This is a genomic window from Pedobacter psychrophilus, assembly GCF_001652725.1.
Lineage (GTDB): Bacteria > Bacteroidota > Bacteroidia > Sphingobacteriales > Sphingobacteriaceae > Pseudopedobacter > Pseudopedobacter psychrophilus.
On record NZ_LWHJ01000011.1, the window covers coordinates 976460 to 1001556 of the forward strand.

General features: G+C 33.3%; 22 protein-coding genes. 10 read left to right on the forward strand and 12 right to left on the reverse strand.

All coding sequences use genetic code 11. From position 1 onward, the window contains the following. Positions 1–14: 14 nt before the first annotated feature. Positions 15–380: a BlaI/MecI/CopY family transcriptional regulator gene (locus A5893_RS04680; protein WP_068821358.1), complete on the reverse strand. Its 366-nt coding sequence runs from the start codon at positions 378–380 to the stop codon at positions 15–17. A 184-nt stretch (positions 381–564) separates the two neighbouring features. Here A5893_RS04680 and topA point away from each other — a divergent pair, with 184 nt between their 5' ends. The 4 genes from topA to A5893_RS04700 are packed head-to-tail and all read left to right on the forward strand — an operon-like array spanning position 565 to position 4464. After that, on the forward strand, positions 565–3156 hold the full coding sequence (gene topA, locus A5893_RS04685; RefSeq protein ID WP_068821359.1) for a type I DNA topoisomerase: 2592 nt from the start codon (positions 565–567) through the stop codon (positions 3154–3156). Positions 3157–3158: 2 nt separating this feature from the next. Continuing rightward, positions 3159–3566 (forward strand): hypothetical protein, encoded by a 408-nt coding sequence (locus A5893_RS04690; protein ID WP_068821360.1) that lies wholly within the window; start codon positions 3159–3161, stop codon positions 3564–3566. 9 nt (positions 3567–3575) lie between these two features. Then, a complete protein-coding gene (locus A5893_RS04695; RefSeq protein WP_068821361.1) occupies positions 3576–4031 on the forward strand; it encodes a GreA/GreB family elongation factor in 456 nt (151 codons plus the stop codon). Between the two features lies 1 nt (position 4032). Further along, complete coding sequence (locus tag A5893_RS04700; protein WP_068821362.1) at positions 4033–4464, forward strand: DUF2721 domain-containing protein; 432 nt, start codon at positions 4033–4035, stop codon at positions 4462–4464. A 1-nt stretch (position 4465) separates the two neighbouring features. Here the strand turns inward: A5893_RS04700 and A5893_RS04705 are convergent, their stop codons facing one another. Beyond that, positions 4466–5383 (reverse strand): M28 family peptidase, encoded by a 918-nt coding sequence (locus A5893_RS04705; protein WP_068821363.1) that lies wholly within the window; start codon positions 5381–5383, stop codon positions 4466–4468. A gap of 89 nt (positions 5384–5472) precedes the next feature. Here A5893_RS04705 and A5893_RS04710 point away from each other — a divergent pair, with 89 nt between their 5' ends. Continuing rightward, positions 5473–6264 carry a TIGR02757 family protein gene (locus A5893_RS04710; RefSeq protein ID WP_068821364.1) on the forward strand — a complete coding sequence of 264 codons (792 nt, stop codon included), beginning with the start codon at positions 5473–5475 and terminating at the stop codon, positions 6262–6264. Between the two features lie 52 nt (positions 6265–6316). Here A5893_RS04710 and A5893_RS04715 read toward each other — a convergent pair whose 3' ends face one another. After that, complete coding sequence (locus A5893_RS04715; protein ID WP_068821365.1) at positions 6317–7309, reverse strand: aldo/keto reductase; 993 nt, start codon at positions 7307–7309, stop codon at positions 6317–6319. 199 nt (positions 7310–7508) lie between these two features. Between A5893_RS04715 and A5893_RS04720 the strand changes: the two genes are divergently transcribed. Together A5893_RS04720 and A5893_RS04725 are read left to right on the forward strand one after the other, a co-directional pair. Then, positions 7509–7868, forward strand: coding sequence for a helix-turn-helix domain-containing protein (locus A5893_RS04720; RefSeq protein ID WP_068821366.1), 360 nt, complete (start codon positions 7509–7511; stop codon positions 7866–7868). Continuing rightward, positions 7862–9166, forward strand: coding sequence for a type II toxin-antitoxin system HipA family toxin (locus tag A5893_RS04725; RefSeq protein WP_068821367.1), 1305 nt, complete (start codon positions 7862–7864; stop codon positions 9164–9166). The genes A5893_RS04720 and A5893_RS04725 overlap by 7 nt, the downstream gene beginning before the upstream one ends. Here the strand turns inward: A5893_RS04725 and A5893_RS04730 are convergent. From A5893_RS04730 to A5893_RS04745, 4 genes are all read right to left on the reverse strand, one after another. Next, complete coding sequence (locus A5893_RS04730; RefSeq protein WP_068821368.1) at positions 9159–10607, reverse strand: S41 family peptidase; 1449 nt, start codon at positions 10605–10607, stop codon at positions 9159–9161. The genes A5893_RS04725 and A5893_RS04730 overlap by 8 nt on opposite strands. 78 nt (positions 10608–10685) lie before the next feature. Then, entirely contained in the window at positions 10686–12365 is a 1680-nt protein-coding gene (gene ettA / locus A5893_RS04735) for an energy-dependent translational throttle protein EttA (protein ID WP_068821369.1), read from the reverse strand. A 77-nt stretch (positions 12366–12442) separates the two neighbouring features. After that, complete coding sequence (locus A5893_RS04740; protein ID WP_068821370.1) at positions 12443–13297, reverse strand: ChaN family lipoprotein; 855 nt, start codon at positions 13295–13297, stop codon at positions 12443–12445. Further along, the gene (locus tag A5893_RS04745) at positions 13298–13768 is read right to left on the reverse strand and encodes a YehS family protein (protein WP_068821371.1); all 471 of its coding nucleotides are present in this window, start codon (positions 13766–13768) and stop codon (positions 13298–13300) included. 417 nt (positions 13769–14185) lie between these two features. Here A5893_RS04745 and A5893_RS04750 point away from each other — a divergent pair, with 417 nt between their 5' ends. Continuing rightward, a complete protein-coding gene (locus A5893_RS04750) occupies positions 14186–16453 on the forward strand; it encodes an aconitate hydratase (protein WP_068821372.1) in 2268 nt (755 codons plus the stop codon). Between the two features lie 71 nt (positions 16454–16524). On the opposite strand, the gene A5893_RS04755 is transcribed toward A5893_RS04750, so the two are convergent. From A5893_RS04755 to A5893_RS04780, 5 genes are all read right to left on the reverse strand, one after another. Then, a complete protein-coding gene (locus A5893_RS04755; protein ID WP_068821373.1) occupies positions 16525–16926 on the reverse strand; it encodes a hypothetical protein in 402 nt (133 codons plus the stop codon). 339 nt (positions 16927–17265) lie between these two features. Then, positions 17266–19806 carry an ATP-dependent Clp protease ATP-binding subunit gene (locus tag A5893_RS04760; RefSeq protein WP_068821374.1) on the reverse strand — a complete coding sequence of 847 codons (2541 nt, stop codon included), beginning with the start codon at positions 19804–19806 and terminating at the stop codon, positions 17266–17268. 384 nt (positions 19807–20190) lie between these two features. Further along, positions 20191–20907, reverse strand: a complete 717-nt coding sequence (locus A5893_RS04770) for a ZIP family metal transporter (protein WP_068821376.1) — start codon at positions 20905–20907, stop codon at positions 20191–20193. Continuing rightward, positions 20904–21479, reverse strand: coding sequence for a phosphatase PAP2 family protein (locus A5893_RS04775; protein ID WP_068821377.1), 576 nt, complete (start codon positions 21477–21479; stop codon positions 20904–20906). The genes A5893_RS04770 and A5893_RS04775 overlap by 4 nt, the downstream gene beginning before the upstream one ends. Then, entirely contained in the window at positions 21473–22210 is a 738-nt protein-coding gene (locus A5893_RS04780) for an SAM-dependent methyltransferase (protein WP_068821378.1), read from the reverse strand. Before A5893_RS04780 ends, A5893_RS04775 begins: the two co-directional genes overlap by 7 nt. Before the next feature lie 111 nt (positions 22211–22321). On the opposite strand from A5893_RS04780, the gene glmM reads away from it, so the two are divergent. Both glmM and A5893_RS04790 read left to right on the forward strand, forming a co-directional pair. After that, positions 22322–23704 (forward strand): phosphoglucosamine mutase, encoded by a 1383-nt coding sequence (gene glmM, locus A5893_RS04785; protein WP_068821460.1) that lies wholly within the window; start codon positions 22322–22324, stop codon positions 23702–23704. 253 nt (positions 23705–23957) lie between these two features. Next, the gene (locus A5893_RS04790; RefSeq protein ID WP_068821379.1) at positions 23958–25091 is read left to right on the forward strand and encodes a cysteine desulfurase family protein; all 1134 of its coding nucleotides are present in this window, start codon (positions 23958–23960) and stop codon (positions 25089–25091) included. Positions 25092–25097 lie beyond the last annotated feature (6 nt).

Here is a 25097-nt window from a genome sequence, read left to right on the forward strand (position 1 = left end):
AAGACTGGATACATTTATTTTTCTTTAGGGTTTTCAATTAAATTGATAATGTCTTTAAGTTCTTCTGCGCTTATTTTATTGTCTTTAACAAAAAAGGCGACCAAATCTTTATAAGAATTTTGAAAATAGTTTTCTACAAAACCTTTCATAAACTTCTTTTTATAATCTAATTCTTTAACAGCAGGCGCATATCTATTGGCATTTGCAAAACGCTCGCTTTTTAAATATCCTTTTTTTTCTAGGTTTTTAATTGTTGATGCTAAAGTGGTATAAGGTGGTTTTGGCTCTGGTAGGGCATCCATAAAATCCTTAATAAACCCCTTACCAATTTGCCATACTGTAATCATGGCTTCTTCTTCTTGTAACGTCAACTTTTTCATTAATACGAATATATCAAATAACTACGATATTTTCGTTGTATAATTCAGATTATTATAAATTTGATTAGAACAAAGTTTTAGCTTCAAAAAACAACCAACATTCAATCCTTAAAACCTTATTAATCCTATCTTTTTTGGGATTACTAAATATATTATCCTTTATTTGCGTTAAAATCAAATCTAAATGGCTAAAAACTTACTTATCGTAGAATCTCCGGCAAAAGCAAAAACTATTGAAGGTTATCTTGGGAAAGATTTCATGGTAAAATCTAGCTATGGCCACATTCGTGATCTTAGAAAGGATGATAGTGCTATTGAGGTTGATAATGATTTTAAGCAACATTACGAGATTTCTCCTGATAAAAAAGCTCTAGTTGCAGAACTTAAAAAGTTAGCGAAATCTGCAGAAATGGTTTGGTTAGCATCGGATGAGGACAGGGAAGGAGAGGCCATTTCTTGGCATTTATATGAGTCTTTAGGCTTAACAGAAGCCAATACAAAGCGTATCGTTTTTCACGAGATTACAAAGCCAGCCATCATAAAAGCGATTGAAAACCCAAGAAAAATTAATTACGATTTAGTAAATGCTCAACAAGCCCGAAGGGTTTTAGATAGATTGGTAGGTTTTGAGCTTTCACCAGTTTTGTGGAAAAAAGTAAAGCCTTCATTATCAGCCGGAAGGGTACAATCTGTTGCGGTAAGATTAATTGTAGATAGAGAAAGAGAAGTAAATGCATTTACAAGTACGGCAGCTTATAGAGTTGTCGCCATATTTTCTACCGATAAAAAAGAGATATTAAAAGCAGAACTTTCCTCAAAATTTGATAAAAAAGAGGACGCTCAAAAGTTTTTAGAAGATTGCAATGGCGCTATTTTTAAAGTAAACACTTTAGATGTTAAACCCTTAAAAAGAAATCCCGCTGCACCTTTTACTACTTCCACTTTACAACAAGAAGCAGCTAGAAAACTAGGTTTTTCTGTATCAAGAACTATGACGGTTGCGCAAAAACTATACGAAACTGGTCAGATTACCTATATGCGTACTGATTCGGTTAATCTTTCTGATACTGCTTTAAATGCAGCTGCACAAGAAATAAAATCTGCTTACGGAGATAAATATTTTGAGCAAAGAAAGTTTAAAACTAAATCTGCAGGCGCACAAGAAGCTCACGAAGCGATACGTCCAACTCATTTTGAGTGGCATACTTTAACAGATGGCGATGCTTCTGAAAAACGTTTGTATGAACTGATTTGGAAAAGGGCAATTGCCTCTCAAATGAGTGAAGCACAAATTGAAAAGACAACTGCAAAAATTGGCATCAGTACCAGAAAAGAAGAATTAACGGCAAATGGAGAGGTCATTAAATTTGATGGTTTCTTAAAAGTTTATTTAGAAGGTAATGATGAGGAAGAACAGTTAGATGATAATTCTGATAATTCAATTTTACCTCCATTAACACCTCAACAAAAATTAAATTTAGAAGAGTTAACAGCAACTGAGAGATTTTCTCGCCCGCCGGCAAGATATTCTGAAGCTGCTTTAGTAAAAAAATTAGAAGAATTAGGAATTGGAAGACCATCTACTTATGCACCAACCATTTCTACGGTTCAAAATAGAGGATACGTTTCTAAAGAAGAGCGGGAAGGAAAGCAAAGAAACTTTGAAGTTTTAACCTTAAAAAAGGGAGAAATAAAACAACAGACAAAATCAGAAATTACAGGTGCAGATAAAGGAAAATTATTTCCTACAGATATTGGTGCGGTGGTGAATGATTTTTTAGTAGAGCATTTTAAAGGCATTGTAGATTTCCATTTTACAGCTAACGTAGAAAAGGAATTTGACGAGATTGCGCATGGTTTAAAGGATTGGACAAAGATGCTGAAAGACTTTTATAAGCCTTTTCATATTGAGGTTCAGGATACCTTAGAAAATGCAGATAGAGCAAGCGGAGAACGTTTATTAGGGATAGATCCAAAATCAGGTAAAAACGTTTATACCCGTATTGGTAAATTTGGACCAATGGTGCAAATTGGCGAAGCCGATGATGAGGAAAAACCAATTTACGCCAGTTTGCTAAAATCTCAATCAATAGAATCTGTTAATTTAGAAGATGCTTTAGAACTTTTTAAACTGCCATTTTCTTTAAATGATTATGATGGAAAAGAAGTTTCTGTTGGAGTTGGAAGATTTGGACCTTATGTAAAGTGGGGAGAAACCTATGTTTCATTACCAAAAAATCAAAATGCTTTAGCTGTTGATAACGAAATTGCGATTGCCATTATTGAAGAAAAGAAATTAGCCGACGCACCAGTTGCTACTTTTAAAGGTGAACCTGTCACAAAGGGAAAAGGAAGATTTGGTCCATTTTTGAAATGGAAAGATATTTTTGTGAATGTGCCCGTGAGATATAATTTTGAAAATCTTTCTAAGGCTGAAATAGATGAATTGCTTAGTGCGAAACTAGAAAAAGAGGCAAATCGCTACATACAACAATGGGAAAAAGAAAAAATTGCTGTTGAAAATGGAAGATGGGGACCTTTTATCAGATTTGGAAAAGCAATGTTGAAACTTGGCAAAAATCCTGTTTCTGGAGAAAAATATACGCCAGAAGATTTACAGAGTATTTCTTTAGATGAGGTTAAAAAACTGATCACTGAGCAAGTGCCAGATGCTTTTGAACCAAAAACTAAAAAAACAGCTGCTAAAAAAGCTCCTGCCAAAAAAGCACCAGTCAAAAAAACTCCTGCTAAAAAGGTATTTGCAAAAAAGAAATAAGCATGAAGAAAGACCTTCCCCAAAATTTGGTAGAAGATATTTCTATCGCTGTGGTTTTAGAGTCTGAAACTCCTGAAAGTAAAGTATGGAATGTTTATCTCATCAATTTAAAAGATACCATTATCGAAACTGTTTTGATTACTTCAAAAGGTTATGGTTTAAATAATGGTGAGAAAGTTAAAACATCAACCCTTAGGCACATGATAGAAAAGGTGGAAGCGAAATCTTTTGCCAAAGTGGAAGCTATTGATGAAGAGGTTTTTGGTTTGAATAATGAATATTGGTTGAGTTATTACATTGGTAAAGAAATTTTTGATAAAAAGTTTATTTTTTTACCAGAAAGTATTCTAGAATCAAACTTTATAAAAGTGCCTTTAGTAAATAAGCCAGGAGTAATGATTGGTGACTAAGATTTCTCTATGGATTTAGAATTTAAAGAGAAGGTTTACCAGTATGGTTTGTCGCTTTTGTTGGATAAACAATCTAATTTACAAAAGGAAATAGCTGCTTTAAGAGATGGAATTGCCAATGATTCTAAAAGTAGCATGGGCGATAAATATGAAACTAGTCGAGAAATGTCTCAACAAGAAATTAATAGGTTAGAGCAGCAATTTGCAATTAACCAACAGCATTTATTTAACCTCAAAAACTTAGCTTTTCAAAATAGATCTCCTCAAATTTTATTAGGTAGTTTGGTGGTTACAAATATCGGCTCATTTTTTATTACAGTTAGTTTAGGGGAAGTTAAGATTGAAAATCAATCTGTTTTTATGATTTCGCCTGGATCGCCAATTGGTAAATTATTGATTGGTAAAAATGTTGGTGATAATTTTGAGATGAATAAAAAGTTGATTAATATAATAGCAATCTTTTAAAATGGAATTTACCCTAACCACACCAGCGTTATTATTTTCGGCAATTTCCTTATTGCTGTTGGCTTATACCAACAGATTTTTGGCATTGGCAAGTATTATAAGAGGGATGAAAACCCAATATATCCAAACAAAAGATCAAAACTTATTAGGGCAAATGGCCAATCTTAGAAGACGAATTTTTCTAATCAGGAATATGCAGGGTTGCGGAATTGTGAGTTTCTTTTTTTGTGTATTATGTATGTTCTTAATGTATTATCAGCAAGCACAATTAGCTCAATATGTTTTTGGGATGAGCCTTTTCTTGTTGATGATCTCACTTTATATTTCTTTTAGGGAGATACAAATGAGTGTAAATGCTTTAAAAATGGAACTGAGTGGTTTAAAATCTGAAATTGATCAGGCAGAAAAAATCTTAGGTAAATTCAAATATTAGATTAATTCATTATAATGTCTTCTCTTATTCTATTTGGCGCAATATAATTCTTATCGATATTTTTAATCACTTCCAAAATAGAATTTACAGCACCTACAAAAAAGTCTTGATTGATGTTTTGGAATTCGTCTGTTTCTTTGTGATAATCTTTATGGTCTTCAACTCCAAAATATATGAATGGAATATTTTTGGCATAAAATGAACCCTGATCACTTTGATAAGTCCAATCTTCACGACCCGTTTTTGGATCATCATGCCCAAAAAGAATATTTGGTTTTTGGTTTGGAGAGGTAATAAAGGGTTTCAAGTTTGGAAATGGAAAAGTACCACAAGCATAAAGTTCGTTTTTATCGTTATGTGCAATCATATCCATATTGATGTTGATGGCGATGTCTTTTAAATTTACTGGAGGATGCGCCACAAAATACTTTGAGCCTTGCAATCCCATTTCTTCTGCATCAAATGCAACAAATATCATCGTGTATTTTGGTTGATGTTTTGAGAAATAATCGGCGTAAGCCAAAACTGCTGTTACACCACTTGCATCATCATCTGCGCCATTAAAAACTTTACCATCCTTTATTCCTAGATGATCGTAATGAGCAGAAATCACCATTACTTTATCGGTTTTACCTTTAATATATCCAACAATATTATTTCCTTTTATAGTTTCTCCAGCTTTGTTTTTAAATTCTATTGGTTGTTTATAATTATCATGATAAGACATTAAACCTACTTTTTTAAATTTATCAATAATGAAATTTGCAGCCATATCATTTCCTTTTGTACCTGTTTTGCGACCTTCATATTTATCGCTAGAAAGTTCTTTTAAATCGTCTAAAACAACAGTATTATTTATTTTGGGAGAGCAAGCATTTAGCGATAAAAGGATGCCAAATAAATAAAGGATTTTTCTCATTTTAATGATAATTAATTTCAAATATAAAGAATTGGATATGATTGCGAGGTTTTTAGATTAATTTTGATATTTAATATTTACCGAGACAATTGAATCACAAACTACAAAGAATAGAGGATTTTTTAAATCAAAAGGTTATCCAATACAACCAACCTAATTTTATAACTTTAGATCCAGTTTCTATCCCTCATCTTTTTACAAAAAAGCAGGATATCGAAATTATGGGTTTTTGGGCAGCTATGTTGGCTTGGGGTCAAAGAGTGACTATCATCAATAAATGTAAAGAGTTGATTGATTTGATGGACGGTTCGCCTTTTGATTTTATCATGAACCATCAAGATACAGATTTGAAGCGGTTGTTGAATTTTAAACACCGCACCTTTAACGCCACAGACACACTTTATTTTATCGAATTTTTTAAGACTCACTATTCTAAGTTCGATTCTTTAGAGGATGCTTTTTTTATGGATGGATTTGAAAATAATCAAACTATTGAACTGCATTTGAACCACTTTAGGAATTACTTTTTTTCTCTGCCTGATTATCCCAGACGAACCATTAAACATGTTTCATCTCCACTTCAAAAGTCAACTTGTAAGCGTTTAAATATGTTTTTAAGATGGATGGTAAGAAAAGATAATTGTGGAGTAGATTTTGGGCTATGGAATCACATTAAACCTAGCCAGTTGATTTGCCCTTGCGATTTACATGTAGATAGGGTAGGTAGAAAATTCGGTTTAATTACCCGAAAACAAACCGATTGGCAAACTGCGTTAGAACTAACTGATAATTTAAGACAGCTTGATCCTATTGATCCTGTGAAATATGATTTTGCGCTTTTTGGTTTGGGTGTGGAGGAAAAGTTTATGGGTAAATTATAAATTATGGTCTTCAAATAATTAATAAATGGATAACCCGAAGGTTATCCATTTATTATCCTTTTAAAATCTCATCAATCTCCTTCAACTCGTATTCCTCAAAATAAATATTATCTAAAGATTTTAATGAATCTGCCAGTTGAGATGCTTTGCTAGCTCCAACCAAAACAGTTGTTACCCTATCATCTTTTAATAACCAGGCAATGGCCATTTGCGCTAAAGTTTGTTCACGATTAATCGCTATTTCATTGAGTTTTTTTACTTTTTCTATTTTATCTGATGTGGCGTAGTCTTCTGTTAAAAAGCCTGTTGGTCTTGCCAATCTGCTATCTTCAGGTATTCCATGAAGGTATTTATTGGTTAACAAACCCTGCGCTAACGGTGAAAAGGGAATACAGCCTATTTGGTGTTTCTCTAAAGAATCTAATAAGCTTTCTTCAGACCAACGCTCGAACATTGAGTATTTGGGTTGGTGGATTAAGCATGGTGTTCCTAATCGTTTTAAAATGGCTAAAGCATCTTCAAATTCTGGCGTTTCATAATTGCTTAAACCAATATATAAGGCTTTCCCTTGTCTTACTATTAAATCTAAAGCGGCCATCGTTTCTTCTAAAGGTGTTTCCGGATCTGGACGATGATGGTAGAAAATATCTACATAGTCTAAATTCATTCGCTTTAAGCTTTGGTCTAAGCTAGAAACTAAATATTTTTTTGAACCCCAATCGCCGTAAGGACCATCCCACATGGTATAACCTGCCTTCGTAGAAATGATCATTTCATCTCTATAATTTTTAAAATCTTGGTATAAGATTTTGCCAAAATTTTCTTCTGCCGATCCTGGGGGCGGACCGTAGTTGTTGGCTAAATCAAAATGTGTAATGCCGCTATCAAAAGCAAAATGAAGTGTTTTACGATAATTTTCAAAAACATCAACCCCGCCGAAATTATGCCACAAACCTAATGAAAGTGCAGAAAGCTTAATTCCACTATTTCCACAGCGGCGGTATTGCATAGATTGGTAACGATTTTGATTTGGTATATAAGTCATGCTATTTGTCTTTATTTTTTGCAATTTAAATAAAGCATTTTATTTCACAAATATAATTTAAAACTTAAATTTGTATGATTAATCATTCATATATACTATAATTATCAATTAATGAATGATAATTAATACATTATTATAATAAAATTATTTTCGTATATTTGAATGATAAAATAGACATTAAACATGTTTTTATAGCTTTATGAATGATATATCGTACAAAAAATCATTATCATCAAGTGATAAAGTTTTAGTAGCTCAATTTGGAAAATTTGTTGCTCATCATAGGATTAAACAAAATAGAACCCAAGATGAAGTTGCGGATGCGGCAGGTATTAGTCGTTCTACATTAAGCCTGTTAGAGCGGGATGGGCAAACTACGCTTAATACTTTTATAAGAGTACTAAGGGTTTTAGATTTATTATATGTGATAGATACATTTGATGTTACAGAAGAGATAAGTCCGCTGGCTTATGCTAAAATGAAGAAAAAAGTTAGAAAAAAAGCATCACCCCAAAAAGATAATAATAGGGTTGGCGAAAGCGATGAATTATCATGGTAGATGTAGCGGAGATAAGAATTTGGGGAGAATTAGTTGGTGCAGTAAAATGGAATCAAGATTTGCAATTAGCAACATTTGAATATGCACCTATATTTTTTAAAAAAAGATGGGATTTATCACCTATAAAAATGCCTTTAGCTAATGGGGCAAGAATATATAGTTTTCCAGAATTAAGAAAAAATAAGGATAATACAGTAGATACTTTTAAAGGTTTGCCGGGTTTATTGGCAGATGTTTTACCGGATAGATATGGTAATCAATTGATAAACATTTGGCTGGCGCAACAAGGCAGGTCGGTAAATAGCATGAACCCTGTTGAACAGCTTTGTTTTATAGGCTCCAGGGCAATGGGAGCATTAGAATTTAAACCATCACAAGTTTCTGCAAGTACCAGTACGTTTGCCATACAACTGGATAACTTAGTAGATGTTGCCCAAAAGTTATTATCAGATAAAGAAGCTTTTAAAACAAATTTAAGCAATGATGATGAAGAGGCTTTGACCCAAATTTTAAAGATTGGAACATCGGCAGGAGGGGCCAGGCCAAAAGCGGTCATCGCTTATAATGAGCAAACTGGAGAAGTCCGTTCTGGACAAACAGATGTCCCAGAAGGTTTTGAGCATTGGTTAATAAAATTAGATGGTGTTTTTGATGCACAATTTGGAGAAAGTAGTGGTTGGGGAAAAGTAGAATATGCCTATTATTTAATGGCAACCGAATGTGGAATAGAAATGTCGGATTGTAAATTATTAGAAGAGGGAGCAAGAGCGCATTTTATGACTAAGCGTTTTGATAGGGATAATAATATCAAACATCATGTACAAACCCTTTGCGGCATTAACCATTTTGATTATAATAATCTATTTAGTTATGGTTATGAGCAGGTTTTCCAAACTATGCGATTGCTGCGTTTAAATTATCCAGAAGCAGAGCAAATGTTTAAAAGAATGGTTTTTAATGTTTTGGCTACCAATTGTGATGACCATACTAAGAATTTCTCTTTTAGGATGAAAAAAAATGAAAAATGGGAATTAGCGCCAGCTTACGATGTTTGTTACGCTTTTGATCCTAATAATGTTTGGGTTAATCAGCAAACTTTAAGTGTTAATGGCAAACATCGCAACATTTCTAAAGAAGATTTAATGACTATTGCTGATGCTAACAATATTAAAAAAGCCGAGAAAGTTATAAATACAATTAATGAGATAGTAAAACAGTGGTTAAGTTTTGCAGATAAAGTAGGCGTTAGGGATGATTTAAAAAAAACCATTCAGCAAAATTTACATACGTTTAATTGAGCAACCAAGAGCTTGCAACGTTAATTGCCTCATCAAATTCTTTATTGGAGTTCTTAGTGATTACATCCGGTTCAATTCCTTTTAAGTATTTTTTTTGATTACGGTCTGCAACTAAGGAGCAGGCTAAAACCAATGCAGAGCCATCAGAAAGTATAAAACTTACATTTCCTGTAGTATAACTTCCAGTATGTTGCCCAAAAAGTTTAACATTCTTTTTTCCGATGAAAGAAATTGCCGTCATTTCTCCGCTACTGCTTGTTTTTGGGCTTATTAAAACCGCTATTTTTTGTTGAGGTTTTTTAATCTGATAAGGATTTAAAGGTTTTGTAAGTGAAATATTTTTACCGTTACCTGCAATTCCATTTTCATAATACCACCTACTGTTCATATTAAAGTCGGTATCTTTTTTAATAAAATACCCTAAAGTTCCCTCACCAATTAAAGGGCCTAAACCAGCAATCATAGGGAACATATTTCCTCCTGTATTATCTCTTAAATCTACAATCCAACCTTTAATTTTTTGCCGGGTATCTAAATCTTTAATTAGATTTTGAATGGTATCAATAAATAATTTGGAAATGCTATCATTAGTTGATGTAAAACCAGGTACATAAATATAGCCTATGTTATTGCCTAGTAATTTGGATTTTGGTTTTAGAGGTGTTGAGTTGGTTTTGGTATAATTTTGCGCTACGGTTTTGGTTTGTAGAAACGAATGATTGTCTCCTGCTTTTCTAAGCTGATCAATCATATAATTTGTTAATACATTTGCGTCATTAACACTTTTAAGTCCTTTTGATAATTCTCTTATATTTTTGTCGATTCTTTTCCAATCTAAAAAATCGGTATAAATAGAATTGTTTTTAATGATGTTGTTAAAATCGGTAATAAACATTTTTATTTCAGGAGAATTAGAAGAGTCGGTTTCACTAGTGTATTCTAATTCCAATTTATCAAACCAAGCTGTTCCGTTTCCGCTTAAATAACCGCCTAAGACCAATTTGTTTACTGAAGAATCTGCCGTTACAGTTAAGATATACTTTTCCCAATTTGTATTTCCATTTATAAAAACATTTTGCATTTCAGAATTTTGAAAACCTATTCTTTTATCATTTTTATCCCAAACTTGGCACCATAATGCAGCATTACCTTTTAAGTTTTCTGTCTTTATATAGCAACTGATTTTAATAGTTTGTAGATGATTTACATCGATTAAAACTGATTGTGAAAAAGGAATATAATCTGTGGATGTAGTCTGTTGCCCAGTTATTTTTAATGATTTAGATCCAGAATATTTTTCATTAGAATCCACTGAAAAAGAAAAATGATTGATTTCCCTTAAATTCCATGAGGAAAGATGATCCTCAAAACTTGAATTTAGGATTTGAGAAAAACTTGTAAACGAGAAAAGCGTAAAAATAATGCAAAAGATAGATTTCATCTTCAATTTTTTTAAAGATAAAAAAATGAGACTTTCCAAATTTATTTTATCTGATAAGTCTCAAAATTTAAACAGGAATTAAGCTAATTTCCTGTATTTAATCCTTTTAGGAGCAACATCTCCTAAACGTTTTTTGCGATTTTCTTCGTAATCAGAATAGTTTCCTTCAAAAAAATAAACTTGAGAATCGCCCTCAAAAGCTAAAATATGTGTACATATACGGTCTAAAAACCATCTATCGTGAGAAATCACTACAGCACAACCTCCAAAATCTTCTAAAGCTTCTTCTAAAGCTCTTAAAGTATTTACATCGATATCATTTGTGGGCTCATCTAATAGCAAAACGTTACTTCCTTCTTTTAAAGTAATTGCTAAATGGACACGGTTTCTTTCTCCTCCAGATAAAACTCCCACTTTCTTTTGCTGATCTGCACCGTTAAAATTAAAACGAGAAACGTAAGCTCTGGAATTTACAACTCGGTTTCCCAAAGGGATGTTTTCTAAACCGCCGGTCACGTTTTCCCAAACAGATTTATCCGCATCTAAATCATCATGACTTTGGTCTACATAGCCCAATTTAACAGTTTCTCCCACTTTAAAAGTTCCATTATCTGGTTGATCTTGTCCAGTAATTAAGCGAAACAAAGTTGTTTTACCCGCACCATTAGGACCAATAATCCCAACAATTCCTGCTGGGGGTAATGAAAAATTTAAGTTATCAAACAAAACTTTGTCGCCAAAAGCTTTGGTTACATTGGTTGCTTCAATAACTACATTTCCTAAACGAGGGCCTGGAGGAATGAAAAGCTCTAATCTTTCTTCTCTTTCTTTTGTTTCTTCGGAAGCTAATTTTTCATAGTTGGATAAACGGGCTTTAGATTTTGCATGGCGAGCTTTTGGAGCCATTTTACTCCATTCTAATTCACGCTCTAAAGTTTTTTGACGCTTGCTTTCCGTTTTTTCTTCTTGTGCTAAGCGTTTTGCTTTTTGTTCTAACCAGCTGCTGTAATTTCCTTTCCATGGCAAACCTTCACCACGGTCTAATTCTAAAATCCAACCCGCCACATTATCCAGGAAATACCTATCGTGGGTAACGGCGATAACCGTTCCTTCATATTGTTGTAAATGCTGTTCTAACCAATCAATAGATTCTGCATCCAAGTGATTGGTCGGTTCATCTAATAATAAAACGTCAGGTTTTTGAATTAATAAACGACAAAGTGCAACCCTTCTTCGTTCTCCTCCAGATAAAGTCGCGATTTTAGTATCTGGTTCCGGACAACGTAAAGCATCCATTGCTCTTTCTAATTTGGTATCTAATCCCCAGCCGTCAACTGCATCAATTTGGTCTTGTAATTCTCCTTGACGGTTCATTAACTTCTCCATTTTGTCGCCGTTCTCATAATATTCTGGCAATCCAAATTTTTCATTAATTGCTTCATATTCTGCTAAAATATCGGTAACGGATTTTGCGCCTTCCTCAACTATTTCTTTTACTGTTTTTTCTGGGTCTAATTGTGGGTCTTGCGCTAAATAACCAACTGTAAAACCTGGAGCAAAAACCACCTCACCTTGATAAGCTTTATCTAAACCAGCAATAATTTTTAAAACCGAAGATTTTCCCGAACCATTTAATCCGATTACCCCAATTTTAGCTCCGTAAAAAAAGGAGAGGTAAATATTTTTTAAAACCTGTTTTTGTGGTGGATAAACTTTGTTTACACCAGCCATAGAAAAGATTATTTTTTCGTCTGCCATGTTAAATTTTTAATAATTGCAAATATGATAAAATCGATTAGGATTGATAGGGTTAATAAATAGGTGATAACATTTACCTAGTAAGTATTCGTCATACTACTATCTACACAGATTATAAAATCGGCTTTGCCAATGTTTTCTTTAGCTAAGCTGGAAATATTATCTTGAGATACTGTTGATAAGGTAGCATATTTTAAATCAGCATTTTCCTGTTTTAAATACCATAAAATTCCTTCAAAATCATCAGAGTGATAAGCACCATTAAAATGAAGGAATATATTATCTGGCTTATAATTAGCCAAAATAAAATGAGCCATTGTTGCATCTTTAATGGCTTGAGCTTTTACTAATAATTCACTTCCGTGGCCACCCATCATCTTTAAAATATTTTGATAAGTAGGTAAATTAGGTTCAAATTTAATTGGGAGTGGAGCAATCCAACTTTTTTCTTCTGATGTTAAAGAATCTAATGATATAAAATCCTTTTTGAAAACTAAACTTGCGTATTTTCTTGGAATGTTTGTAGCAATAAAATTTAAGTTTCTTTCTTTAGCAAATTCAACTAAAGGACTATAATCGGTATCATAATTTGGCCAAAGGCGAGTATCTTGAGTGAAGGTTTTATTATCGATTTTACCAGAAACATAATTATTTAAAGGTGATTGATTATCCGCTTCAAACATTTCTGCGCCCAAGGTTAATGTTTTATTTTGAGATAAGTCTTTAGCTAAATTAAACTCTAACCAATGCGAGATTGGGTTATTATGTATTTCACCGAACAGCACCACATTTTGTTGAGCTAAGGTTTTTATCATTTTACCATAGCTTACTTTTTTACCGTCTTTGTTGTAAATGATATAAGCTGGTTTATCCTGACTGTAACTAAAAGAAAAAGTCGTTACAAAAATCAGGAAAGCAATAATTTTTTTCATTTATTCTGGATTTTCAGGATGATATTTTAATTGTAAGCCATGGATAAAGTTTCTCAAAATTTGATCTTTACATGGACGATATTGGTTTTGCTCTGGATTTCTAAAAAAAGCACTCAATTCTGTTTTTGTCAACCTAAAATTAACTAAATCTAAAATTTCTAAAATATCGTCATCTTTTAAACTAAGGGCAATTTTAAGCTTTTTGAATATGATATTGTTATTTAGATTCTTTTCTGGCTTTGGTTGCTCTCCTTCTTTTTTGCCTCTATTTAAATTGATTAATCCATTTAAAAAAATTGCGAAATTAATGTCATGTAGAGATTTATATTCTGGATCATCATCTTTTTTAAGCCAATTGCTAATCTCTGCTCTTGAAAAATCTTGATCTGCAGCGGCAAAAATGGCAATCATTTTATCATCGCTATAATTGAAAGTGTATCTTAACCGTCTTATAATGTCATTATTGGTCATGCTGCAAATATATTGATTTTTGGCAAGGCAACTAAGCTAAAGGCAAAAAGCTTAAAGTCAAAGGCCTAAAATAAATGTGTTTGAAAATTTCCATTTTTTAGGTTGCGTTAGGGATTGAAACGGCAGCTCCCGATTTTTCATCGGGACTATAGTGGAAAGCCCGACCCATCCGCTAGCTAGCGGATGGGAAACGCCCAAATAATATTGAATATTGATTTAATATTAATCAAATCCAGATTAAGAAAATTCTAACAAAGCCCTACTAAAACTAGATTTTATTAAGTTAAATTAATTTCGACTTCTAATTAAAAACCCTCAAATGAAAATACTTTACACTAATTTAATGGAGTAGAAGTCATTTTTTACTAAATTAGCAACTCATAAAATTTCGTACACCAAAATAAAATCAATACAATAATGGCATTTGATTTAGACATGATTAAAAAGGTTTATGCAGGCTTTGGTAACAAAGTTGATGCTGCCCGTAAAGCGGTTGGTAAACCATTAACATTAACAGAAAAAATTCTTTACGCCCATATTTGGGATGAGGAAGCAAACCAAGCTTATAAAAGAGGAGTTGATTACGTGGATTTTGCACCTGACCGTGTGGCTATGCAGGATGCTACCGCTCAAATGGCACTTTTGCAATTTATGCAAGCTGGTCGCCCAAAAGTTGCGGTGCCTTCTACAGCGCATTGTGACCACTTAATACAAGCAAAAGTTGGGGCAGAAACAGATTTAGAAAAAGCGAACACAGAAAGTAAAGAAGTTTTTGATTTCTTGGGTTCTGTATCTAATAAATATGGTATTGGTTTTTGGAAACCGGGTGCAGGAATTATACACCAAGTGGTGTTAGAAAATTATGCTTTCCCTGGCGGGATGATGATTGGTACAGATTCACATACAGTAAATGCTGGTGGTTTAGGAATGCTAGCAATTGGTGTTGGCGGTGCCGATGCATGTGATGTAATGGCTGGTTTACCTTGGGAGCTTAAATTCCCTAAACTAATTGGAGTAAAATTGACCGGTAAACTTTCTGGTTGGACAGCTCCAAAAGATGTGATATTAAAAGTTGCAGGAATTTTAACTGTAAAAGGTGGAACTGGTGCAATTGTAGAATATTTTGGGGAAGGTGCAACTTCAATGTCTTGTACTGGAAAAGGAACTATTTGTAATATGGGTGCCGAAATTGGAGCCACTACTTCTACTTTCGGTTATGATGAATCGATGGAGCGTTACTTACGTTCTACGGATAGAAATGATGTAGCTGATGAGGCTAATAAAATAAAAGAGCATTTAACTGCTGATGCAGAAGTTTATGCAAACCCAGAACAATACTTTGATGAGGTAATTACTATTGATTTATCCACTTTAGAACCACATTTAAACGGACCTTTTACGCCAGATTTGGCAACTCCAGTTTCTGAAATGAAAGAAGCTGCTGCAAAACATGATTGGCCATTAACTGTAGAATGGGGTTTAATTGGTTCATGTACCAATTCATCATACGAAGATTTATCAAGAGCAGCATCCATTGCGCAACAAGCAATTGATAAAGGTTTAGGAACAAAATCTTCTTTTGGAATTAATCCAGGATCTGAACAAGTACGCTATACTGCAGACAGAGATGGATTAATTGGTGTATTTGAAAAATTGAACGCAACTATTTTCACCAATGCTTGCGGACCTTGTATCGGAATGTGGGATAGAGTAGGAGCAGAGAAGCAAGAAAGAAATACAATTGTACACTCTTTCAATAGAAACTTTGCTAAAAGAGCAGATGGAAATCCAAATACTTGTGCTTTTGTAGCATCGCCAGAAATGGTAGCAGCTATCGCGATTTCTGGTCGTTTAGATTTTAATCCTTTAACAGATACTTTAACAAACGATAAAGGCGAACAAATAAAATTAGATGCACCAGTTGGCGATGAATTGCCAGCAAAAGGTTTTGCCGTTGGGGATAATGGCTATCAAGCTCCTGCCGAAGATGGTTCTGGAGTACAAGTTGTTGTTTCTCCAACTTCTCATCGTTTGCAATTATTAGAGCCATTTGCAGCTTGGGAAGGTACAGATTTAAAAGGTTTAAAATTATTGATTAAAGCTAAAGGCAAATGTACAACCGACCATATTTCTATGGCTGGGCCTTGGTTAAAATTCCGTGGACACTTAGATAATATTTCTAATAATATGTTGATTGGAGCAATCAATTTTTATAACGAAAAAACTGATAACGTAAAAAATCAATTAACTGGCGAATACGGTCCAGTACCACAAACTCAGCGTGATTATAAGGCCGCAGGAATTGGTTCTATTGTAGTTGGTGATGAAAATTATGGAGAAGGTTCTTCTAGGGAACATGCAGCTATGGAACCTCGTTTCTTAGGAGTGAGAGCTGTATTGGTAAAATCATTCGCTCGTATTCACGAAACAAATTTGAAGAAACAAGGGATGTTAGGATTGACTTTCTCGAATGCTGATGATTATAATAAAATTTTAGAAGACGATGCTATTGATATTATTGGCTTAACGGAATTTACACCTAATAAACCTTTAACAATTGTTTTAAATCATAAAGATGGAAGTACTGATTCTTTTGAAGTAAATCATACTTATAATGCACAACAAATAGAATGGTTTAAAGCAGGTGCTGCTTTAAATATTATTCGTAGAAATATAGTTGCTTAAAAGCTTAAAGCTATAAAAAGCAAAAACCTTCTTGCGATGAGCAAGAAGGTTTTTTTATGAATAATAAAATTTTATTGTTGAGATGGGATGAGCACTAATTTTGCTGAAACGCTACCTGGAGGAGTGATGGTTCCTGTACCGTTTGAGCTTTGAATTCGTAACCTTACTAATGAGTTATCTACATTATAAGAATAAGATATTCCATCGAAAGTTTGAGGCACAGCTTCATATAAATTGTTTCCAAATGAAACAAAGGCTAAAATCCCATCATACTGGTTTTGATAGATATCTCCAGTTTGGAAAGTTAAATCAGCGGTATAAGTTTTTCCACCATCGGTAGTTTTCCAAGTGTTTGCCGCAATGGTATAAAAAACAGTTTGGTTTGGAGTAGTGTAATATTCTTCGGTAACTTTTCTGCAGGCAGTAACCCCAATAATGGATAGCCCCAAAAATAAAAATAATAGCTTTTTCATATTGATTGTTTTAAATGTTTAATTGAATTAATAATAATAATGCCACTAAATAGTAGACGATGATAAGACTTCTTTGGTTGCAGAGAGTTTAGTGGAAAATGAAAAATAACTTTTTTGAACATAAAAATTTATTAAAACAATTATGTCGAAGAAAGGAGACGTCCCACATATAGGTTTTGGATTAAATGGCAACTCGCTAATGAGATATCTCGTTGCATCTACATGACGGAACGAAGAAAATTCTAACCTAAGACTTCAATTTTATTTTCAAATTGATTCCATAAAAAAAGCATCCGCCAAATGACAGATGCTTTTAAGTAGATTTAGGAAATCTGAAAATTATTCTCCGCCTTCTTTCTCTTCTTCTTTTTTCTTCTTTTTCTTTGAAACCTTACCGATAATTATAATCTCTTGTTTTTCTTTATCGAAACCAACTTCCATTACATCACCTTCAGATAACTCACCTTTTAGAATTTCTTCCGCAATCGGATCTTCCAGGTATTTTTGAATAGCTCTTTTTAATGGTCTTGCACCAAAAGCACTATCAAAACCTTTATCAGCGATGTATTCTTTAGCTTCATCAGTTAATTTAATTTCATAACCCAAGGCACTCACTCTTCCAAATAAAGCTTTTAATTCAATATCAATAATTTGAAAAATCTCTTCTTTTGCTAAAGAGTTAAATACAATTACATCATCAACTCTGTTTAAAAATTCTGGAGCAAAAGCTTTTTTCAAGGCACTTTCAATTACTGTTCTGCTATGCGTATCCGCTTGATTTGCCTTTGCAGTAGTACCAAAACCAACACCTTGTCCAAAATCTTTTAACTGACGAGCACCAATATTAGAAGTCATGATTACGATGGTATTTCTAAAATCGACTTTTCTACCCAAGGAATCGGTTAATTGACCTTCGTCTAAAACTTGTAGTAAAATATTGAATACATCTGGATGCGCTTTTTCAATCTCATCCAATAATATTACAGAATATGGTTTTCTACGAACTTTTTCTGTCAATTGTCCACCTTCTTCATAACCCACATATCCCGGAGGCGCTCCGACTAATCTAGAAATCGCAAATTTCTCCATGTATTCGCTCATGTCAATCTGAATTAATGAATCATCAGAATCAAACATAAAACGAGCTAATTCTTTTGCCAATTCAGTTTTACCAACACCAGTTGGGCCTAAGAAAATAAACGAGCCAATTGGTTTTTTCGGATCTTTTAATCCAGCTCTAGTTCTTTGTATCGCTCTCGTTAATTTTTTAATAGCATCGTCCTGACCAATGATTTTCTCATTGATCTTTTCTTTCATGTTCAATAGTTTGGCGCTATCTGCTTGCCCAACCCTTTGAACAGGAATACCTGTCATCATAGAAACTACCTCTGCAACATTATCTTCAGTGACTGTATATCTTTTACTTTTTGTATCAGCTTCCCATTCGGTTTTAGCTTTCTCTAATTCTTCTAAAAGATTTTTCTCGGTATCACGTAATTTTGCAGCTTCTTCGTATTTCTGACTTTTAACTACTTTGTTTTTCTCAACTTTAATTAATTCAATTTTTTCCTCAATATTTATGATATTTTCTGGAACATGAATATTTGTTAAATGAACCCTGGAACCAGCTTCATCTAAAGCATCTATAGCTTTATCAGGTAAAAAACGATCAGTAATGTATCTAGAAGTTAAACTCACACAAGCATTAATTGCTTCATCTGTATAAGTTACCCCATGATGATCTTCGTACTTATCCTTAATTCTATTTAAAATCTCGATAGTTTCAGTTGGAGTAGCAGGCTCTATCATCACCTTTTGGAAACGACGATCTAAAGCTCCATCTTTTTCAATATACTGACGATATTCATCTAAAGTTGTAGCACCAATACATTGAATTTCACCTCTTGCTAAAGCTGGTTTAAACATGTTAGAAGCATCTAAAGAACCAGAAGCTCCACCTGCACCAACAATCGTATGAATTTCATCGATAAATAAAATAACGTCTGGAGATTTTTCCAATTCGTTCATTACCGCTTTCATTCGCTCCTCAAACTGTCCACGGTATTTTGTCCCTGCAACTAAGGAAGCTAAATCTAAAGTAACTACACGTTTGCTAAATAAAACCCTAGAAACTTTACGCTGAACAATTCTTAAAGCCAACCCTTCTGCAATGGCAGATTTACCAACACCAGGTTCTCCAATTAAAATTGGATTGTTTTTCTTTCTTCTTGATAAGATTTGAGAAACCCTTTCAATTTCTTTTTCACGCCCAACAATCGGATCTAATTTTCCATCTTCTGCCATTCGTGTTAAATCGCGACCGAAATTATCTAAAACCGGCGTTTTTGATTTAATATCAGAAACTTTTTTAGGAGCAGTAAAGGCATCATCATCTTTAAAATCTTCTTCGCCAGCTGCAGAATTTCTTATATCATCTCTAAAGCCATCTTTATTATTCTCTACTTCTGCTTTAAAAGCTTCGTAGTTTAAACTAAACTGTGCTAAAATTTGAGATGCAATATTATCCTCTTCCCTTAAAACAGAAAGTAATAGATGCTCTGTACCAATCACATCACTTTTAAATATTTTTGCTTCTAAGTAGGTGATTTTCAATACTTTTTCTGCTTGTTTTGTTAACGGGATATTTCCCAAATTAACGGTAGTACCAGAGTTTCCTCTTACCGCATCTTCAATTGCTCTTCGCAATTTTGCAGTATCAACACTCAAAGATTTTAAAATCTTTATAGCCATGCCATCTCCCTCACGTATCAATCCCAACAGCAAGTGTTCGGTACCGATATAGTCATGACCTAATCTTAAAGCTTCTTCTCTGCTGTAAGAAATCACGTCTTTAACTCTCGGTGAAAATTTTGCTTCCATAATAAAACCTTTCTATATAGTGTTGAACGTCACAATGTATCAAATAGTTTTCTAAAAGATAGGTCGGCGTTCGCTACTATTTATCAACAATACTACCAATTACGTGGAAAACGCTACAATAGACGTTTATCAAATTGAAATTACCTTTATTTGACTAAATAAACTAATCAGATTTTTTTTGGTAGAAATAATGGCAGAAAGATTTTGGATTTATGGCAAATTGGCGGTTGATAATATAATTATTAGGGTGTCTTTTAAGAGAAATAATTATTTGGGCGTTTTAACGGGCTATCCACTATATCTTTTTTGCAATTGCCAAATGGTAATTGAAAAAAAGGATGTCGCTTCTATCCCTAACGCACTTATATAATGTCAATACTATCCTTACCCTTCCAAAAAATATCCGCCTAAAGCTAAAGCAATCCCAATTAAAACTGCAATTGTTTTTTTGACGCTAAATTTATGATCTACACTTGCCTCAAATAAAATAGTAGTAGAAATATGCAAGAAAATACCAATTACAACTCCCATGATATAAGGATAGTAATTACCCAAACTTTGGATATTTCCATTGCTTAACCTATAACTAAAAATATATCCTAAAGGCGACATTGCCGCAAATACAATCAAATATATAATAACTGAATTCTTTTTAAGTTGATTTCCCAACAAAACACTACCCAATGCAAAAGCTGCAGGAATATGATGTATCGCAATTCCGTAGACCAATTCTTGATTATTTTTTACCGTTAATGGCATTCCTTCTAAAAAAGCATGAAAACATAAACTCAACATTATCCCCCATGGAAAACTTTGATGATGACTATGTGAGTGAATATGCCCATGTTCTATCCCTTGCGAGAATTGCTCTAATAAAATTTGAAGGATAAATCCACCTAAAATAAATAGACCAACTTTATGGTTTTGGTCATTTGCGTAAACATCTGGCAATAGGTGTAAAATGGTTATTGCAAAAAGATAAGCACCACTAAAAGAAAGTATTAATTTTAGATTCTGATTATTTCCGTTTTTAACAAAAAATACGGCTAAGCCTCCTAAGAGTGCACAACCAGCTAATAAAATGATGAAAAAGAAACTCATTTTTTATAATCAAATTCAGGTAAATATTTAATACAAACTTTAGCTACTAAAAAGCCAATTAAAGAACCCCAAATCATCCCGCAAACTACATCAATAGGGAAATGAACTCCAACATAAACTTGAGCAAATGAAATTGCTGCGGCCCAAAAAATACCAACGTAAATTAGCCATTTCCATCTTCTATAAAAAACAGTTATCATAAAGATTGCAATAGAAAAATGGTCTGTTGCATGTGAAGAAGGAAAACTTTTACCAACGCCGCATGGTACTCTAGAAATAACTTGTTGTTTGTAAGAAACTTCCTGACAAGGCCGGTCTCTTTTTATCAAAGGTTTAATCATACTTGCACTGGTAAAATCTGCAATGCCAACTGCGGCTGTAAGAAATAGAACCAGAAAAAAACCTTTTAATTTATAGTTGTAAGTAAAATAAACGATTATGAAAATGTAAAGAGGAATCCAAACTTTTTTATCTCTTAAAATTGGCATCAACCAATCAAAAAAAGCATTGCTCATACCCGTATTTATGGCGTGAAAAACTTGATGGTCTAGTTTAATGAGTTGTTCTAACATCCAGACTTTTTACAAATAAAAATTAAACGATCTGAATTATTTGCGTCAAATTTATTGAGATGATAATCTCCGAAAGTTTCTAAAATCTCAAATCCTGCGGCTGTGAAAAGTCTTACAAAATCTGCATGTTTGAAATCTTTTACTTTCTCATTAAAAGAATAATGTTTGTTTTTATGCTCAAAATCAATGGTTTTAATAATCTTTCTATCTTCCACTTTTCTAATGATGTGAAACTCTATACCATCAACCTCTTTTATTTCCCTTGTTACTAAATGATTGATTATTTTTTGGCTGTTCATATAATCAAAAACCAATTTGCCATCTTTTTTAAGAGATTTTCTAAAAGTTTTTAAGGCGTTTATATGGTCTTTGTCAGTTTCAAAATATCCAAAACTGGTAAAAAGATTAAAAGCAAAATCAAAATAATTGATGTAGAAAAGATATCGCATATCATGCACCAAAAAATGAAGTTTCTTATTTTCAAACTGTTGTGCAAATTTTATGCTTCCAAAAGAAAGGTCAATTCCGATAACATCATATTCTTTTTTGTTCAGATATATAGCATGTCTTCCACGACCACATGCAATGTCCAACATTTTAACATCAGCAGTTGGTTTTAAATAAGCGCAAAGGTTATCAATAAAAAGTTCGGCTTCCTCATCATCCCTTTGTTTATAAAGGATGTGATAAAAAGGAGAATTGAACCAGTTTTGAAACCATTTCTTGGGCATAGCATTTAAATTTACGCAAATATATAGAAATAGCTTTTGTGGTTATGTTTAAAAACTAGCAAAAGATTAAATGATAATATTTTTACTTTTGATGATCTAAATTATAGCAAAGTGACTTTAATAAAATCAATCTCAGGAATAAGAGGAACCATAGGCGGAAAGGCAGGAGAAGCATTAACCCCAACAGATATTGTAAAATTTACTACTGCATTTGGACTTTGGGTGGTAGAAAAAACAAATAAAAGAAAGATTGTAGTAGGGAGAGATGCCCGAATTTCAGGCGAAATGGTAAGAAATTTAGTTGTAGGAACGCTACAAGGTTTAGGAATTGATGTGATAGATTTAGGTTTATCTACAACACCAACGGTAGAAATTGCTGTTCCAGAAGAAGAAGCGGGAGGTGGAATTATCATTACTGCCAGCCATAATCCAAAACAATGGAATGCTTTAAAATTATTAAACCATGAAGGTGAGTTTATTAATGATGAGGAAGGTAAAAAAGTATTAGAAATTGCAGAAAACACGGATATAGATTTTGCTGACGTTGATAAATTAGGTAAAGTAACACAAGATGATACTTATCTTCAAAAGCATATTGATAAAATTTTGGCGTTGCCTTTAGTTGATGTAAAAGCTATTAAAGCAGCAAATTTTAAAGTAGCTATTGATTGTGTAAATTCTTCGGGAGGAATTTTTGTTCCAGCTTTATTAAAGGCTTTAGGGGTAGAAACTATACATGAATTATATTGCACACCTGATGGAAATTTCCCTCACAACCCAGAACCTTTACCAGAAAATATTACTGCATTATGTAATGAAGTCACCAAAAATAAAGCGGATTTAGGAATTGTAGTTGATCCTGATGTTGATCGTTTATGTTTTGTTTGCGAAGATGGAAATCCGTTTGGAGAAGAATATACCTTAGTTGCTGTTGCGGATTATATCTTAAAAAATAATAAAGGAAATACTGTTTCTAACTTATCTTCTACCAGGGCTTTACGTGATGTTACTGAAAAAGCAGGAGGCGAATATAAAGCTTCGGCAGTTGGAGAAGTGAATGTGGTTACTTTGATGAAAGAATGTAATGCGGTAATTGGAGGAGAAGGAAATGGCGGTGTAATTTATCCTGAATTACATTACGGACGTGATGCTTTAGTTGGAATTGCTTTATTTTTAACGCATTTAGCCAAATTTGGTAAATCTATCTTGGTTTTAAGAGCGAGTTATCCTTCATATTTTATCTCTAAAAATAAAATCACGCTAACACCTGAAATGGATATCGATAATTTGTTATTATCTGTGGAAGAAAAATATAAAGCCCAACCACATTCAACTATTGATGGATTAAAAATTGAGTTTGATAAACAATGGGTTCATTTAAGAAGATCAAACACAGAACCGATAATCAGAATTTATTCTGAAGCTGAATCTGAAACTGCAGCAGAAGGTTTGGCTAGTAAAATTATATCAGATATTAAGGAAATTTTGAAGTAAGAAAATAACTAGAAAATTAGATTATAATTGAAATCTGGTTTGATAAAGCATGCGCTAACGATTGAAGCGGCATCCTTTTTATCCGCCAGCTGGCGGACAAAAAGATATAGCGGAAAGCGTGTTAAAGCGCCCACATTATTTATTACTTTGGTATTCCTTAATTTTTATTATTACTAAGTTTGCGGATTGATAATTTTAGATATTTAGATATTTTATTCAAACCTTCAATCCTTCACTCATTCAAAATTAACCCATGCGAGTATACTTAGACAATGCAGCCACTACACCTCTAGATAAAGAAGTTTTACAAACTATGGTGAGTGTGATGGAAAACCACTATGGAAATCCATCATCCATTCATGCACATGGTAGGGAGGTGCGTACTTTGGTAGAGAAAGCCAGGAAAACCATTGCAACTTTATTGAATACCGCTCCTGCAAATATATTCTTCACTTCTGGAGGTACTGAGGCTGACAATACCGCAATTAAATCTTCCATCCAAGATTTCGGAATTACTCATGCCATAACTTCAAAAATTGAACACCATGCGGTTGGACATACTTTAGAACTGCTTGAAAAACAAGAAAAAATAAAGCTAAGCTATGTGAATCTGGACGAAAATGGAAGTATAGATTACAATCATTTAGAAGAATTGCTGCAAAATAATCAACGTTCATTAGTTTCGCTAATGCATGCAAATAATGAATTGGGAAACTTAACTGATATTGATAGGGTAGGAGAGATTTGCGAAAAATACGATGCTATTTTTCATTCTGATACGGTACAAACGCTAGGGCATTATCATCATGATTTAAAAAATTTAAAGGCTCATTTTATTGTGGGGGCAGCTCATAAACTTCATGGACCAAAAGGAGTAGGTTTTTTATATGTAAATCCATCTATCAAAATCAAACCAATGATAAATGGTGGTGCACAAGAAAGAAATATGCGTGGCGGCACAGAGAATGTTTATGGAATTGTAGGTTTTGCAAAAGCCTTAGAAATTGCTTACGCCGATATGGAAGCACATCGTGAAAAAATACAGACTTTAAAAACTTATATGATGGAACAGCTAAAATTAGCAATTCCAGATATTCAAATTCACGGTGAAACTGATTCTAATAAAAGTTTATACACAGTTTTAAATATTTGCTTCCCAAAAATGGACATGGCAGATATGCTTCTGTTTAATTTAGATATTAATGGAATATCTGCTTCTGGAGGAAGCGCTTGCTCATCGGGTTCTAATATTGGTTCACATGTTCTTACCGCTATCAAAGCAGATCCTGAAAGACCTGCAGTGAGATTCTCTTTTTCTAAATTAAATACTAAAGAGGAAATTGATTATACAATTGAGAAGTTGAAGGAAGTTTTTGAGAAAAAGTGATTAGTA

What these genes read in the sequence shown, in the direction of transcription:
- A5893_RS04680 (WP_068821358.1), bottom strand. Translation starts at nt 380, where the DNA reads ATGAAAAAGTTGACGTTACAAGAAGAAGAAGCCATGATTACAGTATGG.
- topA (WP_068821359.1), top strand. Translation starts at nt 565, where the DNA reads ATGGCTAAAAACTTACTTATCGTAGAATCTCCGGCAAAAGCAAAAACT.
- A5893_RS04690 (WP_068821360.1), top strand. Translation starts at nt 3,159, where the DNA reads ATGAAGAAAGACCTTCCCCAAAATTTGGTAGAAGATATTTCTATCGCT.
- A5893_RS04695 (WP_068821361.1), top strand. Translation starts at nt 3,576, where the DNA reads ATGGATTTAGAATTTAAAGAGAAGGTTTACCAGTATGGTTTGTCGCTT.
- A5893_RS04700 (WP_068821362.1), top strand. Translation starts at nt 4,033, where the DNA reads ATGGAATTTACCCTAACCACACCAGCGTTATTATTTTCGGCAATTTCC.
- A5893_RS04705 (WP_068821363.1), bottom strand. Translation starts at nt 5,383, where the DNA reads ATGAGAAAAATCCTTTATTTATTTGGCATCCTTTTATCGCTAAATGCT.
- A5893_RS04715 (WP_068821365.1), bottom strand. Translation starts at nt 7,309, where the DNA reads ATGACTTATATACCAAATCAAAATCGTTACCAATCTATGCAATACCGC.
- A5893_RS04720 (WP_068821366.1), top strand. Translation starts at nt 7,509, where the DNA reads ATGAATGATATATCGTACAAAAAATCATTATCATCAAGTGATAAAGTT.
- A5893_RS04725 (WP_068821367.1), top strand. Translation starts at nt 7,862, where the DNA reads ATGGTAGATGTAGCGGAGATAAGAATTTGGGGAGAATTAGTTGGTGCA.
- A5893_RS04730 (WP_068821368.1), bottom strand. Translation starts at nt 10,607, where the DNA reads ATGAAATCTATCTTTTGCATTATTTTTACGCTTTTCTCGTTTACAAGT.
- ettA (WP_068821369.1), bottom strand. Translation starts at nt 12,365, where the DNA reads ATGGCAGACGAAAAAATAATCTTTTCTATGGCTGGTGTAAACAAAGTT.
- A5893_RS04740 (WP_068821370.1), bottom strand. Translation starts at nt 13,297, where the DNA reads ATGAAAAAAATTATTGCTTTCCTGATTTTTGTAACGACTTTTTCTTTT.
- A5893_RS04745 (WP_068821371.1), bottom strand. Translation starts at nt 13,768, where the DNA reads ATGACCAATAATGACATTATAAGACGGTTAAGATACACTTTCAATTAT.
- A5893_RS04750 (WP_068821372.1), top strand. Translation starts at nt 14,186, where the DNA reads ATGGCATTTGATTTAGACATGATTAAAAAGGTTTATGCAGGCTTTGGT.
- A5893_RS04755 (WP_068821373.1), bottom strand. Translation starts at nt 16,926, where the DNA reads ATGAAAAAGCTATTATTTTTATTTTTGGGGCTATCCATTATTGGGGTT.
- A5893_RS04760 (WP_068821374.1), bottom strand. Translation starts at nt 19,806, where the DNA reads ATGGAAGCAAAATTTTCACCGAGAGTTAAAGACGTGATTTCTTACAGC.
- A5893_RS04770 (WP_068821376.1), bottom strand. Translation starts at nt 20,907, where the DNA reads ATGAGTTTCTTTTTCATCATTTTATTAGCTGGTTGTGCACTCTTAGGA.
- A5893_RS04775 (WP_068821377.1), bottom strand. Translation starts at nt 21,479, where the DNA reads ATGTTAGAACAACTCATTAAACTAGACCATCAAGTTTTTCACGCCATA.
- A5893_RS04780 (WP_068821378.1), bottom strand. Translation starts at nt 22,210, where the DNA reads ATGCCCAAGAAATGGTTTCAAAACTGGTTCAATTCTCCTTTTTATCAC.
- A5893_RS04790 (WP_068821379.1), top strand. Translation starts at nt 23,958, where the DNA reads ATGCGAGTATACTTAGACAATGCAGCCACTACACCTCTAGATAAAGAA.